The organism is Pelomonas candidula, from assembly GCF_043555985.1.
GTDB lineage: Bacteria > Pseudomonadota > Gammaproteobacteria > Burkholderiales > Burkholderiaceae_C > Pelomonas > Pelomonas candidula.
Map to the genome: position 1 here is coordinate 271687 of NZ_JBIGIC010000003.1, position 16019 is coordinate 287705.

Genomic DNA, 16019 nt, shown 5'->3' on the forward strand with positions numbered 1-16019 from the left:
AAGACTTGGAGACAAGAGAGATGTTCAAGAAGATCCTGATCGCCAACCGGGGAGAGATCGCCTGCCGGGTTGCCGCGACCGCAAGCCGCCTCGGAATCCAGACGGTCGCCGTCTATTCCGAGGCCGACGCCAACGCTCAGCACGTCAAGGCCTGTGACGAGGCCGTGCTGATCGGCGGCCCGGCACCGCGCGACTCCTACCTGCAGTGGGAGCGCATCCTGGCCGCCGCCAAGGCGACCGGCGCGGAAGCCGTCCACCCCGGCTACGGCTTCCTCAGCGAGAACGAGGCCTTTGCGCAGGCCTGCGCCGATGCCGGCGTCGTCTTCATCGGCCCGCCGCCCGCCGCCATCCAGGCCATGGGGCTGAAGGCCGAATCCAAGCGGCTGATGGAAGCGGCGAAGGTGCCGCTGGTGCCGGGCTATCACGGCGCCGACCAGGACCCCGCGCTGCTGAAGCGCGAGGCTGGGCGCATCGGCTACCCCGTGCTCATCAAGGCCAGCGCCGGCGGCGGCGGCAAGGGCATGCGGGCGGTCTACAGCGACGACGAGTTCGACGCCGCGCTGGCCTCGTGCAAGCGCGAGGCCATCAACAGCTTCGGCGACGACGCGGTGCTCATCGAGCGCTACGTCCAGCGCCCGCGCCACATCGAGATCCAGGTCTTCGGCGACTCGCAGGGCGACTGCGTCTACCTGTTCGAGCGCGACTGCTCCGTGCAGCGCCGTCACCAGAAGGTGCTGGAAGAGGCGCCGGCCCCCGGCATGACACCGGAGCGACGCGCCCAGATGGGCGAGGCTGCCGTGGCGGCTGCGAAGGCGGTCGGCTACGTGGGCGCCGGCACTGTCGAGTTCATCGCCGAGCAGGACGGCCGCTTCTACTTCATGGAGATGAACACGCGGCTGCAGGTGGAGCATCCGGTGACGGAAGCGATCACCGGCCAGGACCTCGTCGAGTGGCAACTGCGCGTGGCCTCGGGCGAGCCGCTGCCGTTGAAACAGCACGAGCTGCGCATGCACGGCCACGCCATCGAGGCCCGCATCTGCGCCGAGAACCCCGACGGCGGCTTCCTGCCCGCCACCGGCACGCTGGACGTGGCGCGCTGGCCGGCTCACGTCGCGTTCCAGCGCGGCACCACGCGCATCGACGCCGGCGTGCGCGAGGGCGATGCGATCAGCCCGTTCTACGACTCGATGATCGCCAAGCTCATCGTCTGGGGCGAGGACCGCGCGCAGGCGCTGGCGCGGCTGGACGCCGCGCTGCGCGACACGCACATCGTCGGCCTGCACACCAACGTCGCCTTCCTGCGCCGCTGCGCGGCCACGGCATCGTTCTCGGGCGCCGATCTCGACACCGGCCTCATCGAGCGCGAAAAGGCCCAGCTGTTCGACCAGCCCGGCCTGCCGCTGCGCGTGTCGGCCGCCGCCGTCGTCGCCCACACGCTGGCCGTCGAGTCCGCCACGCAGGGCAGCGACCCGTGGAGCGCCCGCGACGGCTTTCGCCTGTTCGGCGCGGCCTCGCGGCGCTTCGACCTCGAAGCCGGCGGCACGCACCACGAGGTGCGGCTGTCCCACCACCACCGTGGCGGCATGACGCTGACCGTCGAGGGCGAAAGCATCGACTTCGCCGTGCAGTCCGCCGACGCCGAGACGCACGAGCTTTTCATCGGCGCCGAGCGCATCGGAGTAAAGACTTATGCCCAGGGCGAGCGCGTCGCCGTCTTCGCGCCGACCGGCTCCGCCGTGCTGACCGAGGTGGACCTCATCGCCCACGCCGGCGACGGCCCGGCCGAGGGCGGCCGGTTGACCGCGCCCATGCCCGGCAAGCTGATCGCCTTCCTCGCCCAGGCCGGCGACAGCGTCACCAAGGGGCAGCCACTGGCCGTCATGGAGGCGATGAAGATGGAGCACACCATCTCCTCGCCGCGCGACGGCAAAGTGGCGGAGCTGCTGTTCGCCATCGGCGACCAGGTGACAGACGGTGCCGAACTCCTCAAGCTGGAAACTTAACGGGCGGACAACATGCTGGACCTGCAAAGCGAGCGATGGGCAGAGTTGCAGCACGCGTATGGCGATGCGAGCAACATACCTGCGCTGCTGGCGGCCTTGCGAGAGTGGCCAGCATCGGACTGCAACAGCGAGACCTGGTTCACCCTGTGGAGTTCGCTGGCGCACCAGGGTGACGTCTACGACGCGTCAATCGCCGCAGTACCTCACGTCGTGGCAGCCCTTGAAGCCAATCCGGCAAAGGCAGGCGCAGACTTCTTCCACTTCCCGGCTTGGGTCGAAATCTGTCGGTTCAGGCAAGACGCAAAAGTTCCTGAGGACTTGGAGGCCGCGTACCGTGCAGCCTTGGTGCGGCTGCCTGTGCTCGTCGGCATCGTGTCCCAGCGCGAGTGGGACCCCGCTTTTACCGCTTGCGTACTAGCGGCCGTCGCCGCGGCCAAGGGCCAACACAATCTCGCGGAAGCCACTCTGGAGATGGAAAGTGCGGCACTTGCAGCTGACGTGCTTGATTGGCTCGCCAACCGCTGAAACCTAAAGGCAATGAAGGCCATGCTCCCATCCCACATCAAGATCCTCGACGTCGGCCCCCGCGACGGACTGCAGAACGAGAAGGAGAACGTCTCCACCGCGCACAAGGCGCAGCTGGTCGCGATGCTGCAGGACGCCGGCCTGAAGGAGATCGAGGTCACCAGCTTCGTCAGCCCGAAGTGGGTGCCGCAGATGGGCGACAACACGGCCGTCATGGCCGCCATCGCGCGCAAACCGGGCGTGCGCTACTCGGTGCTGGTGCCCAACCTGAAAGGGCTGGAGCCGGCGCTGGCGAGCAAGCCCGACGAGATCCTCGTCTTCACCGCGGCCAGCGAGTCCTTCACGCAGAAGAACATCAACTGCTCCATCGCCGAGAGCCTGGAGCGCTTCGCGCCCGTCATCGAGGGCGCCCACGCGGCCGGCGTGAAGGTGCGCGCGGCGCTGTCGTGCGCGCTGGGCTGCCCTTACGAGGGCGACATCACGGCGGATCAGGTCGAGGCCGTCGTGAAGCCGCTGCGCGCGCTGGGCGTGGATGCCATCGACATCGCCGACACCATCGGGGTCGGCACGCCACGCAAGGTGCAGGCGGCGATGGAACGGGCACTGAAGCACTTCCCGACGGCCGAGGTGTCAGGCCACTTCCACGACACCTACGGCCAGGCACTGACGAACATTTACGCCAGCATGGAGCTGGGCGTGCACAGCTTCCACGCCAGCGTGGCCGGCCTGGGCGGCTGCCCCTACGCCAAGGGCGCGACGGGCAATGTCGCGACCGAGGACGTCGTCTTCATGCTCAACGGCCTCGGCATCGAGACCGGCATAGCCCTCGACAAGCTGGTGGACGCTGGCGCCTTCATCTCCAACGTGCTGGGCCGCCCGCCGGTGTCGCGCGTGGCGCGGGCGGTGCTGGCCAAGCGCGCCGGCTGATTCAGCCCAGGCTGTCCAGCGCCCGCTCGATCTGCCCGCGCTCGAAGTCGCCGAGGCTGCGGCCGGCGCGGCGCACGTGGTCGACGAGCGCCGCGTCCACCGGCCGCAGCTCGCCCAGCCGCTCGGCCACGCGCAGCAGCACCTGCAGGCGCTCGAAGCCGCCGCCCATGTTCTCGGCGCTGTTCAGCACGCGCTCCAGGCCCGCCGCCCCCAGCTTGGGCCGGTCCAGCAGTTGCGCCAGCGCCTCGCGCCGCTCGAAGTCGCCGGAGATGCCGGCCGTCGCCCGCGCGTAGGCGGCCACCAGCTCGGTCTCGTCGCCCTGCAGCCGTTTGGCGACGGCGCTCAAGGCCTCGCGCTTCTCGAAATCGCCCTGGATGCGGTCGGCCGCCTGCAGCGCCGCGGCCAGCGCGGCGGGGTGCGACGTGGCGTCCACCTGCGCGGCGATGGCCGTGCGCCGCTCGAAGTCACTGCCCATGCGGCCCAGCACGTCGGTCCAGGCGGCCAGCACGGCGGGGCTGTCCAGCAACTTCGGCGCGAGTGCGCCCAGGGCCTCGCGGCGCTCGAAGTCGCTGTCGATGCCGGCGGCAGCCTTCAGCCATGCGAGCTGCTGCGGCTCGGCCAGCGTCAGCTCGGCCAGGGCCTGCAGCGCCTGGCGCCGCTCGAAGCCGCCACCGATGCCGGCGGCCACGGCGATGGCGCGGTCCTGTGCCGCAGGAGGCAGCGGCTGGCCCAGGCGCACGAGGGCTTCGATGCGCTGGCGGCGCGGGAAGTCGTCGCGCGCACGCTCCAGGTCGGCCAGCACGGCGTCCAGCCCGCCGCGCCCGAACAGCCGCTTCGCACGCACCAGCGGGTCGGTCAGCTGTTCGGCCAGGCGCGCGGCGGTCTTGGTCCACCACTGGCGGCCGGCATCGTCCAGCGGCTGCGGCTGCTTGCCGACGCGGTAGTCGCGCTGGATGCGGCCGTCACCGCTCGACGTGAGCGTCATCTCGCGCGTCACGTCGCTTTCGCGCTCGCGCACGGTGAGCGTGCCCGCCAGCGTCTGCACGTCGTCCTCGGCGTCGTTGAACGTGACCTGGCCGTCCAGGTGCACGGTAAAGCTGCCGCCAGGATAGCGGCTGACGATGTGCGAACCGCCACCGGTGGAGATGGACAGGTCGCCCACGCCGAGGCGCTCCAGCAGCGCGCCGGCGTCGGTGTGGCTGATGACGACGGCAGGCATCGCCGCCATGGCCACGAGGATGACGGCCACCAGTCCCCAGCGGACGCCACGGCGCTCGCGCGGCGCGTTCTCGTCGCCCTTCAGCAAGCGCCGCACGCGGGTGGACAACGGCGAGCCCTCGCTGGCCGCCCCGCAGGCCAGCGCAGGGCCGTGGCCCATGCCGCCGGCCTTCAGCGCCTCGGCGCAGCGCAGCAGGCTTTGCGCGAGGGCCAGGCGCTGGCCCGACGGCGCGGCGGCCGCGGCGTCGCAGGCCAGCTCGGCCAGCAGGTCCAGCCGCCGCAGCGCGACACGGTTCAGCAGTTGCGGCCACAGCAGCGCGTTCATGACGGCGGCCAGCAGCCGCCAGGCCGGGTCGCGCCGGCGCAGGTGGGCCAGCTCGTGGCCCAACACGGCGCGGGCCTCGTCGTCGGGCAGGTCCAGGCACCAGGCCGGCAGGCACAGCACGCGTCCCGGTGCCAGCAGCGGGCTCGCCCAGCCCGGGCGGGCGCTGCGCAGCTCGGGCAGCGGCAGGCCTTGTGCGGCCGCCAGCTGCACGGCGAAAGACCGCCAGCGCGGGTCCGACAACACGGGCAGCCGGCGCACGGCGCGGCGCAGCCCCGCCCACTGCCGGGCCAGGCCGGCCAGCATCAGCAACGCGCCCAGCAGCCAGACGGCGGCGGAGCCGACGGCGAGGTCGTGCGCCCTGGGCGCGAGGGGCGCCATCAGCGGCAGCGCGCCGAGCTGGGCGCTGGGCGGCGCAGTCGCGGGCGTCTCGACGATGGCGGGCGCGACGTCCTTCGGCGCTGGTGGCGCCGCGCGCAGAACGGCCGCGGGCCGCGCCACGTCGGCAGGGGTGGCTGCCGGTGCAGGCAGCAACGACAGCGTCGCGCTGACGAGGCCGCCCAGCAGGGCCAGGCGCCACAGCATCTCCTGCGTGCCGGTCGCCAGCCGCGCCAGCCAGCCGGCGCGCTCGGCCGCCCACAGGCCGGCGATCAACAGGCTGCTGTGCAGCAGGTAGCTGCATCCCCAGGTCAACAGCAGATCGGTCATTTCGCATCTCCCTTGCGTTGCTTCAGCAGCGCCTGCAGCGCGGCCAGTTCCTGGGCGTCGACGCCGCGGGCATCCAGCAGATGGCTGACCAGGGCGCTGGCGCGGCCGGCGAACAGGCTGTCGACGAGGCTGCCCACCATGGAACGCTGCACCTGCGCCTCGCTGACGCGCGCGGCGTAGACCAGCGCGCGGCCTTCGCGGCGGCTGCTCAACAGGCCGCGCTTCTCCAGCCGCGTGAGCAGCGTCGCCACGGTCGTGTGGGCCAGGTCGCGCTCGCCGCGCAGCGCCTCGGCCACGTCGGCCGTGCTGGCCTCGCCGCGCGCCCACAGCACACGCATCAGGCTGAGCTGCAGCTCGCTCAGCGACACGTCGCCGCTGCCGGTGTCTTCGTCCATGGCCAGTCTTCTACAGTTGTCGTACTACAAATGTAGAAGAGACACACCGGCATCGCAAGTGGCTTTCGGCAGGGGGTCAGGCAACGGCAGCGGCGGCCACGCGTTCGCGGAACATCCGGGCGCGCTCGGCATCGGAGGCCGCCTCGATGCGCGCCGACGCGTCGGCCAGCCAGTCGAGAAAGCGCGCCTCGCTGTCTACCGCGCGGGCGCTGGCGCGCAGTTCGGCGTCGCGGCCGGCCAGCATGCGGCCGGCCAGGTCCAGCGCGAACATCTTGGCCTTCATCAGCCGGCGCAGGTCATCGGCCGAAGCGCTGGCCGGCGCGGCCATCGGCGCGGCCACAACCGTGGGCGCTGGCAACGCCGCGCCGGTGATGAGCCCGTCCTGCCTCAGCGTCCGCAGCGCGTCCGCGCCCAACCCCAGGGCGCGCGCAATGTCCAGCAGCTCGGCCTCGCTGCGCCGGCCATCCACGTTGATCAACAGCATGCGCAGCGGCGCGGGCAGGCTGCCACGGGGGCCGGCCAGCAACTGGCGGGCGGCATCGGTCTTGGCGGGTGCGACGGCGGCGGGGGACATGACGGCTCCTCTCGGGAGCGCGCATCTTGTCCAGCCCATTTGCAGGCGCCGTGACAGCGCGGTGACGCCCCCGCCCGGCGTGAAATCCGTCTCAGCCCGGCGGGTTGCGAAGCCGCTGGCTGAACCACCAGAGATGGCCGTCCGGGTCCAGGCAGGCGTAGGTGCGGTCGCACCAGTGCTCGGCGCCGTAGTCGTTCTCCGTCATCTCGTAGACGATGCGCGCGCCGGCCGCCTGCGCCTGGGCGCAGTGGGCCTCGACGTCGTCGACATAGAGGAACAGGCTCTGCGTGTTGGCGCCCTCCAGCACCTTGGGGGCCCGCCCGGCGATGCCGAAGCGCACACCGCGCGTGGCGCTGCCCTCGGCCACCATGACGATGGCCTCGCCGTAGCGCAGCTCGCTGTGCATGACGCTGCCGTCCGGCGCGTCGACGAGGATCTGGGTCGTGAACCCGAACGCACGCTGGTACCACGCGATGGCCTCGCGCGCGTTCTCGCAGTAGATTGCCGGCGACAGGCGCGGCCAGCCGGGTGGGGTGGGTTTCATCGCGGTCTCCGGGGAGCGGGGGTGCGGTTCAATCGTCGCATCGCGACCCCACACGCCACCACCCCATGAAGCCGACCGCCAGCCTGCTCACCCTGCTCTGTGCCGCCCTGCCCGCCCTCGCGCAGCAAGCGCCGACCACCGCCACACCCGCCGCCCCCGCCTCCGCGCCCGCCGCCCTCTACGACGCCGCCAAGGCCCAGGCCTGGGGTGCCAACGACCTGGGCCTGCGCGCCTACACGCTGGTGCTGCTGAAGACCGGCCCCAAGCGCATGCCCGACGGCCCCGAGCGCGACGCGATGTTCAAGGGCCACTTCGCCAACATGCAGCGCCTGGCTCGCGAAGGCCTGCTCGTCTACGCGGGCCCGCTGGATGGCCAGCAGGACCTGCGCGGCCTGTTCATCTTCGCGACGACTGACCTGGAGGCGGCGCGCAAGGCCATCGACACCGACCCCGTCGTCATCAACGGCGAGATGGTGGCCGAGCTGCACAAGCACCTGGGGTCGGCGGCGCTGATGGGCGTCAACGAGCAGCACGTCAGGCTGATCAGGCCCAAGCCCTGACGCTGGCGCCCAGGCTGGTCACGCGCGCCGCCACGCGGCTCGGGTACGCTCGCCGCCCCTGGGAGGAACAACAAGATGATGCGGCGATGGGTCGCGGCACTGTGCTGCGCAACTGCTTTGGGCCTGAGTGGCTGCGGCGGCGGTAACGGTGCCAGCGCTGGCAGTGCTGGAAGTGCTGGCAGCGACGGCACGGGGCTGGACGAGGCGTCCAGCTTTTTCATGACCGACCTGGAAGGGCGGCAGTACCGCGTGAGCTACGGCTTGAGCGGCCCGCTGCGAGCCACTGCCACGGGTGTGGACTACCGCGCCGACTTCACGGTCGACGTGACGGGGCAGGGCTACCTGGGCGCCAGCAGCAGCGTCGATCCGCCGTGGGGCCGCGGCCTCGTGAGCGTCAACGGGCCGATCCTGGTTTGGGGGCTGGACATCGGCGGCGTCCGCAAGCCCTACGTGGTGGCAAGCAATCTGGTCACGCAGCTGAGCGAACTGGAAGGCACCAGCTTTTCCGTGCTGGGTTCGCGTGCGGATGCCAGCGGCAAAGCGCTGGACGCTTACACCGGCTCGGCGCGCTTCAAGGGCGGCGTGCTGCAGCTCTGCCTACCCGACACGCCCACACCCTTCGATCAATGCCCTGCCGCGCGGTTGACATCCTTCGACGCCACGATGACCGGCACGGAAATCCAGTTGGTGTCGCCGGGCAAAACGCTGCGGCTCAGGGCAGCACGCAGCGGCGATGGCCCCCTCTTGATCTCCTCGTCGCGCGATGCCTTAACGGGCACCAGCGAGTTCTGGATCGGCCTGCCCAATGCCGCCCAATACAGCTTCGGCGAGGCCCTGCTGACCGAGACCGCGCTGGGGGACGTCAACGGTCACTCCACCGCCGTGCTGGCCGGCATCGACCATGACACCACCGGCAACCCGCGCATCACGCCCTCCAAGGCCGCGATTCCCCAAGCAGCGCTCCTGCGGTTGTCGGCTACGGGCAACCTGGGCGTCTGCGGTGTGACAGCGACGCTGACGCCCAGCGCCCAACCCGGCCTGTTCCAGGGCACGCTGAACGGCGACTGGCTGCCAGGCGCGTATGCCGATGGTGATTGGGTGAAAGCGCAGTCCTGCTTCGCCGGCCCGGTCTACCACGCGCAGACCTCCAACGTCGCCGTGTCGCTGGGCGCCCGCGGCGGCGCCCTGATGGGCCGGTGGATGATCATCACGAGGTAAGAGCGGCTACGCTCGCGCCTCTTTTCCGAGGGAGCGAATCCACATGATCCTGGGCATCGACCTGGGCACCACGCACAGCGCGGCGGCCGTGTTTCGTGACGGCGCGCCCGTCCTCATCCCCAACGCCCACGGGGATTACCTGACCCCCTCGGCCGTCAGCCTGGACGAGCAGGGCCACACACTCGTCGGCCTGGCCGCGCGTGAGCGCGCCGGCCTGGGAGCGCAGTCCACCGCGCTGGCCTTCAAGCGCTGGATGGGCAGCGACAGGAAGATCATCCTGCGCACCGGCCCGCACGTGAAGGAGCTGCGCGCCGAGGAACTGTCGGCGCTGGTGCTGCAGGCGCTTAAAAGTGATGCCGAGGCTTTCCTCGGCGAGAACATCACCGAGGCCGTCATCACGGTGCCGGCCTATTTCAACGAGGCCCAGCGCCGCGCCACGCGCACCGCGGGCGAGATCGCCGGGCTCAAGGTCGAGCGCCTGCTCAACGAGCCCACCGCCGCGGGCCTGGCCTACGGCCTGCAGCAGCGGCCCGAGCACAGCAGCTTCCTCGTCTTCGACCTCGGCGGCGGCACCTTCGACGTGTCGGTGCTGGAGTACTTCGAGGGCGTCGTCGAGGTGCGCGCCAGCGCCGGCGACACCCGCCTGGGTGGTGAAGACTTCAGCCGCGCCATCGCGCAGCTGTTCGCCAAACAGGCCGAGGGCCTGAGCACCGACGAGCGCCAGGCCTGGCTGGAGAGCGAGACCTGGTGGCGGCTGGCCGAGCAGGCCAAGCGCGATCTCGGCGAGCGCGACAGCGCCGAGCTGCGCACCGTCTGGCGCGATCGCGAGCTGAGCGCCACGCTGAGTCGCGCCGACTTCGAGTCCGGCTCGCAGGAACTGCTGCAGCGCCTGCGCCGACCCATCGAGCGTGCGCTGGCCGACGCGCAGCTGGACCCGGCCGGCCTCGCCGAGGTCGTGCTCGTCGGCGGCGCCACGCGCATGCCGATGGTGCGGCAGCTCGTCACACGCCTATTCCAGCGCCTGCCGCTGCGCAACCTCGACCCCGACCTTGCCATCGCGATGGGTGCCGCCGTGCAGGCCGGCCTGAAGGCGCGCGACGCCGCGCTGGACGATGTCGTGCTGACCGACGTGATGCCCTATTCGCTGGGCATCGTCGCGGCCAGCACCATCAACGGCCATTTCATCAACGACCGCTTCTCGCCCATCATCGAGCGCAACACGCCGGTGCCGGTGTCGCGCGTGGAGAGCTATCACACGGTGGCCGACCAGCAGCGCGTCATCCTCGTGGACGTGCGCCAGGGCGAGTCTCCCGTGGGCTCCGAGAACCTGGGCCTGGGCAAGCTGGAGATCCCGGTCACGCCCGCGCCGGCCGGCCAGGCCGGCGTGGAGGTGCGCTTCACCTACGACGCCAACGGCCTGCTCGAGGTCGAGGCCCGCGAGCTGCCCGGCGGCCAGCGCCACGAGCTCATCATTGAGAGCCAGGGCGCACGGCTGAGCGCCGCCGAGATCGCCGCGACGCGCGAGCGGCTGCAGGCGCTCAAGCGCCACCCACGCGACGAGCAGGACAACCGCTACCTGATCGAACGCGCCAAGCGCCTGTTCGAGGACCGCCTGGGCAACGACCGCGTGATGCTGCAGGACTGGCTCGCGCAGTTCGAGGCCGCACTGCAGACGCAGGACGCCCGCGCCATCCGCTCGGCCCGCCAGCAGTTCAAGGATGCGCTGGACAGCATCGACAACACGTTCAGGTTCTGAGGCGCGGCATGTGGGATGAGGACTGGGCCCTTCTGGGAATCGAGCCGACCACCGAGCTGGGCGCGATCAAGAAGGCCTACGCGCTGAAGCTGAAGACGACGCGACCGGACGACGATGCCCAGGCCTACCAGGCGCTGCGCGGGGCGTACGAGCGGGCGCAGGCGTGGGTGAAATGGCGGGTGCAGGAATTGATGGAACCCGCCCCGAACGAACCCGCCGCCCAGGCGACGCCCGAGCCCCTGCCACCCGCCGCTGCGCCGCCGCCACCGGCGCAGGCCCTCACGCCGTCTATCGACGTGTTGCAGGAGCTGCCCCGTGCGCCCACGCCGCAGGAGCTGGTGGCCGACGTCGAGCAGCAGCGCCTTCGGTGCGGCGCGATGGCGCTGGCCCAGCACCTGCCGGCCCTGCTGCAGGCATTGAACGAAGTGCCGGTCGGGCAGGCGGAAGCGACGTCGCGGGCTTTTGCCCAGTGGGTGCTGCGGCACGACGACGTGCCCCTGGACGTGCTCGCCGCGCTGGCCGCGCAGTTCGGCTGGAGGGGCGACTACCGCGCTGAGCGCGCGCTGGGGGCGGACCTGTCTGCGGCGCTGCAGACCGAACTCGATCTGCGCATGCCGGTGCCGATCACCGACCCCGAGCTGATCGAGCAGGCGGCCCCCCTGCTCGGGCTGGAACAGCTGCGGCGACGCCGCCTGGGCGGCAGGCTGGCGCTGCTGCTGGGCGCGTTCTGCGTGCATTCGCTGCAACGGCTGCGTGCCGCGTTCGGCGATCGGCTGCTGCGCGGCCTGGGCCTGTCACCGGGCCAGCAGACGTGGCTGGACAACGCGCTGATGCTATCGGCGGTGATTCGCGGGCTGCTGCCCGCCGCGCTGTTCGCCTGGGCCAGCTACGCCTTGCTGGAGGACTGGGAAAAGACGGCTCGCTTCGTGGGCCTGTCGTTCGCGGCGATCTTGGGGTTGCGCCTGCTGATGAAGGGCGCCGGGCTGGCGCTCTGGTGGGACGCCCGCCAGCCCGGCGGCGCCTACTTCGCCGGCCTCGTCGCGTGGCGGTCGCGGCAGTCATCCGAATGGCCGGGCCTGGCGCTGGTCGTCACGGGTGCCGCGGTGGCGGAACTCGTCATGGCGTTCTGGCCGGCCCCCTGGCTGTCGAACACGCTGGGACTGCTGCTCGTCACGGCGGGGATGCTCACCCTGCGGTGGGGAAATTCGCTGGCGTACAGCCGTGCGCTGGCGGGCTGCCTCGTCGCGGCGGCGCTTGCCATGTGGAGCGCGCTGGGTGCACATGTCCAGATCAGCACGGCCGCAGCGCTGGGCACGCTGTGGACCTTCCTCGGCTGGCTGGTCTTCGAGGGCCGCCATCCGCAGTTGACCGGCTCGCCGCTGGCCTGGTTGGTTCGCCCGGTGAGCAACACGCTGGCGCTGTGCACCCGCTGGGGCTGGGGCTTCGCGTCCTGGCCGCTGCTGGCGGTCAGCGCCATGGCCTTGGACGCCGGGCTCTCCGGCAGCCTGGTGTTCGAGTGGGGCGCCTGGAACATCGTGGCGTTCCTGCTGTTCATCAGCCAGAACACCGTGGACGGCGCCTGCCATCGCTGGCTGGCCCGCCAGGTCAGCCGCGCTTGAGCACCTTCTCCACCGGATTCGGCCGCAGCCGGAACGCATCCGGCATGCCCGACCCCAGCAGCGGCCGCAGGTAGAGGCGGAAGGCGTCGGTCACATCCGTGCCGGCCTCGTTGATGAACACGTCTTCCATCGTGCGCGTCTTGCCCGCCACGGCGGCCAGCGGCAGCAGCTCGTAGTCCACCGAGTAATAGCCGACGCGCTTGATGGCGACCGAGCCGTCACGGTCGCCGTGGAAGGCGTATTGCACGGCCTTCTCGCCGACCTCTCTAGCCTCGCGCTGGTCCACGTCACTCACGCAGCCGAGGAAGCTGCGCTGCAGGTAGCCGAAGGTGTCGCCGCGCACGCGCTTGATGCCGAGCTTGGCCTTGATCTCCTCGCACAGCAGGTCGGCCAGCGCACCGGTGCCGCTGAGTTGCACGTTGCCGTGCGCGTCGCGCTCCAGATCGCCCGCGAGCTTGGACAAGATGGGCGTGCCGGCCACGTCGTGGATGCCCTCGCTGACGGCAATGACGCAGCGGCCATAGCGCGTGTGCGCGGCCTTCACGTCGCGCAGGAACTGCTCGGTGTCGAAGGCGCGCTCGGGCAGGTAGATGAGGTGCGGGCCGTCGTCGTCGAACTTCTTGCCGAGCGCCGCAGCGGCGGTCAGGAAGCCGGCATGGCGGCCCATGACGACGCCGACGTAGACGCCAGGCAGCGAGGCGTTGTCGAGGTTGGCCCCGGCAAAGGCCTGGGCGACGAAGCGCGCCGCGGACGCGAAGCCGGGCGTGTGGTCGTTGCCGACGAGGTCGTTGTCGATGGTCTTGGGGATGTGGATGCAGCGCAGCGGGTAGCCGGCGGCCTGCGCTTCCTCCGACACGATGCGCACGGTGTCGGACGAGTCGTTGCCGCCGATGTAGAAGAAGTGCGTGATGCCATGAGCCCGCAGCACGGTGAAGATCTCGTGGCAGTAGGCCGCGTCGGGCTTGTCGCGCGTGGAGCCCAGCGCGGAGGACGGCGTGTTGGCCACCAGCTCCAGGTTGTGGCTGGTCTCCTGCGTGAGGTCGACGAAGTCCTCGTTGACGATGCCGCGCACGCCGTGGCGCGCGCCGTAGACCTTGCCCACGCCGGCCTGCCGTCGCGCTTCCAGCACGACGCCGACAAGGCTCTGGTTGATGACGGCGGTGGGACCGCCGCCCTGGGCGACGAGGATCTTCGCGAGACTCATGAACGCTCCTGGTGTCGTCAACGGACGGCGGAGTTTAGGAGCCGCAAGCCGCAACGCAATCAGGAGTTCATGGGGCCTTCTCGGGCCGAGCGCCGGGACGCTCCCAAGCCCGCCCGTCTGGTGATGTTGACCGGGCTTGCCTCGTTCAACAGGCAAGACCGGGCGAGGGGCTCACTTGCTCATCCAAGTCTCAAGCTGATCCGCCGGCATCGGCTTGGCGAACAGCCAGCCCTGGCCTTCGTGGCAGCCCAGGCCGATCAGGTACTGGCGCTGCTCCTCGGTCTCGATGCCTTCGGCGATGACGGTCAGGCCCAGGCCGCGGCCGAGGTTGATGACCATCTGCGCGATGGTGGAGCCGGCGGTGGACGACTGCGCCTCCTGCACGAAGGCGCGGTCGATCTTGAGGCGGTCCACCTGCAGCTGACGCAGCTGGCTGAGGGAAGAGAAGCCGGTGCCGAAGTCGTCGATGGCGACGCTGAAGCCCAGGCGCTTGATGTCGGCCAGCACGCGCAGCACGAGTTCGGCATCCTCCATGGCCATGGACTCGGTGATTTCGAGCTCCATGTGCTCGCCGTCCACGCCGGCGTCAGCCAACGCCCGGGACAGCGTGTCGATGAAGCCCGGGTGGCGGAACTGCGCCATCGAGATGTTGACGGCCATGCGGAAGTCGGCGTGGCCCAGCTTGCGCAGCTTGGCGAGCTGCTGGCAGGCGGTGCGCACGACGAACTCGCCGATGGGGATGATGAGGCCGCTCTGCTCGGCCAGCGGGATGAACTGGTCAGGCGGGATGAAGCGGCCGTCCGTCGTGCGCCAGCGCAGCAGCGCCTCGGCGCCGATGACGCGACCGCTGCCAAGATCCACCTGCGGCTGGTAGACGACGAAGAGCTGGCTTTCCTCGAAGCCCGTGCGCAGGCCCTTGAGCAGCTTGAAGCGCTCGCGCGCGTCGCTGCCCATCGCGGCCGAGAAGTATTGGGATGAGCCGCGCTGCTGCTGCTTGGCGCGCTTGAGCGCGATCTGGGCGTCGAGCAGCAGCTCGGAGCCGACGGCGGTGGACTCGCCCAGCCGCACGAGGCCGGTGGTGGCCGACAGCTGCAGCCGCTCGCCCGCCACGACGAAGGGCTCGGCGAAGACGGCCTGCACGCTCTCCGGGCAGACCTTGTCGTGTTCGCCCAGCACGCCGAAGGTGTCCGCGCCAACGCGCGCCATGGCGGTGCTCAGGCCCAGTCGCTCGCTCAGGCGATGCACGACGGCCTGCAGCACCTGGTCGCCGAAGTGGTGGCCGAAGGCGTCGTTGATGTCGGCGAAGTCGTCGATGTCGATCAACGCCAGCGTGACGCCGGTCGGGTCCTTCAGGTTCTTGTCGAGCAGCTCGACGAAGCGGTTGCGGTTGGGCAGGCGCAGCAGCGGGTCGTTGTAGGCCTGGTCGAGCAGCTGGCTGTAGAGGATGACGTTCTCGAAGCCGACGGCGATGTTGGAGCAGAAGGCGCGCAGCAGCTGCTGGTCCAGCTCGTCGAGCTCGCGGCCCACGTCGACCAGCGCTGCCATCGCGCGCCCCTGGCCGAGGCCGAAGTAGAGGCAGGTGCCGTCGTCGTAGAGGTTGCGCTGCTCCTGCAGGCAGCGCTCCAGGCGCTCGCGCACGTTGGGGATCTTGATCTGGGCCAGCGGCCGGTCGATGAGGCCGCTGTACTGGCCGGCCGCGGCAACGATGCGCACCTCGTCGCCCGACTCGCCGCCCACCTGCGCGCAGACCAGGCCCTCGGGCAGGATGCCCAGCAGCGCGCACAACTGCGTGACGACGCCTTCGGCGAAGCGCGACAGGCCGCGCATACGCGACAGCGACGCGCTGCTCTCGACGATCATCTCCAGCCCGCGGCGGTTGGCCTCCAGCGCGCAGATCTGGCGGTAGGAGCGCACGGCCGCGGTCAGCACCGTGTAGAGCCGCGTGCGGGTCAGCTCGGACTTGGTCTTGTAGTCGTTGATGTCGTAGGCCTGCACCGTCTCGATCTCGGGCGCGTAGCCGGGCTGGCCGGTGCGCAGCACGATGCGCACGGCGTTCAGCCGCAGCTCCTCGCGGATGTGGCGCACGAGCTGCAGGCCGGCGTCCTCGCTCTCCATGACGACATCGAGCAGCACGACGGCGAGGTCGTCCTCGCTGGCGAGCAGCTGGCGCGCCTGGGCGGCGGACGTGGCGTGCAGGAAGACGAGAGGCTGGCCTTCGACGGTCAGGCCTTGCATTGCCAGCTCGGTGGCCTTGTGGACGTCGCCGTCGTCGTCGACGATGAGGATGCGCCAGGGGCGATCGTGCGAACGGTGATCGGCATCGGCGTGCTCAGGTTCGTCGAGCAACTCGAGCAGATCGTCGTCAACGGGCGCTGTTTCTTGCATGGGGGCGAGGACTCCGGGAACGGGTTGCCACGGCCGCGGCAGCCTCGTCGATCAGGACACG

13 protein-coding genes are annotated in these 16019 nt (G+C 70.5%); 7 read left to right on the forward strand and 6 right to left on the reverse strand.

Going from position 1 to position 16019, the window contains the following annotated elements; translation table 11 throughout:
* Nucleotides 1–20 precede the first annotated feature (20 nt).
* From ACG04R_RS07420 to ACG04R_RS07430, 3 genes are read left to right on the forward strand one after another with little or no spacing between them, the layout of a single operon-like run.
* Nucleotides 21–2003 carry an ATP-binding protein gene (locus tag ACG04R_RS07420; protein WP_394407614.1) on the forward strand — a complete coding sequence of 661 codons (1983 nt, stop codon included), beginning with the start codon at nucleotides 21–23 and terminating at the stop codon, nucleotides 2001–2003.
* A gap of 12 nt (nucleotides 2004–2015) precedes the next feature.
* On the forward strand, nucleotides 2016–2528 hold the full coding sequence (locus ACG04R_RS07425; RefSeq protein WP_394407616.1) for a hypothetical protein: 513 nt from the start codon (nucleotides 2016–2018) through the stop codon (nucleotides 2526–2528).
* A gap of 12 nt (nucleotides 2529–2540) precedes the next feature.
* Nucleotides 2541–3455, forward strand: coding sequence for a hydroxymethylglutaryl-CoA lyase (locus ACG04R_RS07430; RefSeq protein ID WP_394407618.1), 915 nt, complete (start codon nucleotides 2541–2543; stop codon nucleotides 3453–3455).
* A gap of 1 nt (nucleotide 3456) precedes the next feature.
* On the opposite strand, the gene ACG04R_RS07435 is transcribed toward ACG04R_RS07430, so the two are convergent.
* From ACG04R_RS07435 to ACG04R_RS07450, 4 genes are all read right to left on the reverse strand, one after another.
* Complete coding sequence (locus ACG04R_RS07435; protein WP_394407620.1) at nucleotides 3457–5703, reverse strand: M56 family metallopeptidase; 2247 nt, start codon at nucleotides 5701–5703, stop codon at nucleotides 3457–3459.
* Complete coding sequence (locus ACG04R_RS07440) at nucleotides 5700–6098, reverse strand: BlaI/MecI/CopY family transcriptional regulator (protein ID WP_394407622.1); 399 nt, start codon at nucleotides 6096–6098, stop codon at nucleotides 5700–5702. Before ACG04R_RS07440 ends, ACG04R_RS07435 begins: the two co-directional genes overlap by 4 nt.
* A gap of 76 nt (nucleotides 6099–6174) precedes the next feature.
* Nucleotides 6175–6672, reverse strand: coding sequence for a hypothetical protein (locus tag ACG04R_RS07445; protein WP_394407624.1), 498 nt, complete (start codon nucleotides 6670–6672; stop codon nucleotides 6175–6177).
* Between the two features lie 91 nt (nucleotides 6673–6763).
* On the reverse strand, nucleotides 6764–7216 hold the full coding sequence (locus ACG04R_RS07450; RefSeq protein WP_394407626.1) for a VOC family protein: 453 nt from the start codon (nucleotides 7214–7216) through the stop codon (nucleotides 6764–6766).
* 65 nt (nucleotides 7217–7281) lie between these two features.
* Between ACG04R_RS07450 and ACG04R_RS07455 the strand changes: the two genes are divergently transcribed.
* From ACG04R_RS07455 to ACG04R_RS07470, 4 genes are all read left to right on the forward strand, one after another.
* Complete coding sequence (locus ACG04R_RS07455; RefSeq protein WP_394407628.1) at nucleotides 7282–7776, forward strand: YciI family protein; 495 nt, start codon at nucleotides 7282–7284, stop codon at nucleotides 7774–7776.
* 219 nt (nucleotides 7777–7995) lie between these two features.
* Entirely contained in the window at nucleotides 7996–8994 is a 999-nt protein-coding gene (locus tag ACG04R_RS07460) for a hypothetical protein (protein WP_394407629.1), read from the forward strand.
* Nucleotides 8995–9037: 43 nt separating this feature from the next.
* Nucleotides 9038–10750, forward strand: coding sequence for an Hsp70 family protein (locus ACG04R_RS07465; RefSeq protein ID WP_394407631.1), 1713 nt, complete (start codon nucleotides 9038–9040; stop codon nucleotides 10748–10750).
* An 8-nt stretch (nucleotides 10751–10758) separates the two neighbouring features.
* On the forward strand, nucleotides 10759–12369 hold the full coding sequence (locus ACG04R_RS07470) for a hypothetical protein (protein WP_394407633.1): 1611 nt from the start codon (nucleotides 10759–10761) through the stop codon (nucleotides 12367–12369).
* Here the strand turns inward: ACG04R_RS07470 and ACG04R_RS07475 are convergent.
* On the reverse strand, nucleotides 12356–13573 hold the full coding sequence (locus tag ACG04R_RS07475) for a 6-phosphofructokinase (protein WP_394407635.1): 1218 nt from the start codon (nucleotides 13571–13573) through the stop codon (nucleotides 12356–12358). The two genes, ACG04R_RS07470 and ACG04R_RS07475, sit on opposite strands and share 14 nt — an antisense overlap.
* A 171-nt stretch (nucleotides 13574–13744) precedes the next feature.
* On the reverse strand, nucleotides 13745–15958 hold the full coding sequence (locus tag ACG04R_RS07480) for a putative bifunctional diguanylate cyclase/phosphodiesterase (RefSeq protein ID WP_394407637.1): 2214 nt from the start codon (nucleotides 15956–15958) through the stop codon (nucleotides 13745–13747).
* Between the last annotated feature and the right edge of the window lie 61 nt (nucleotides 15959–16019).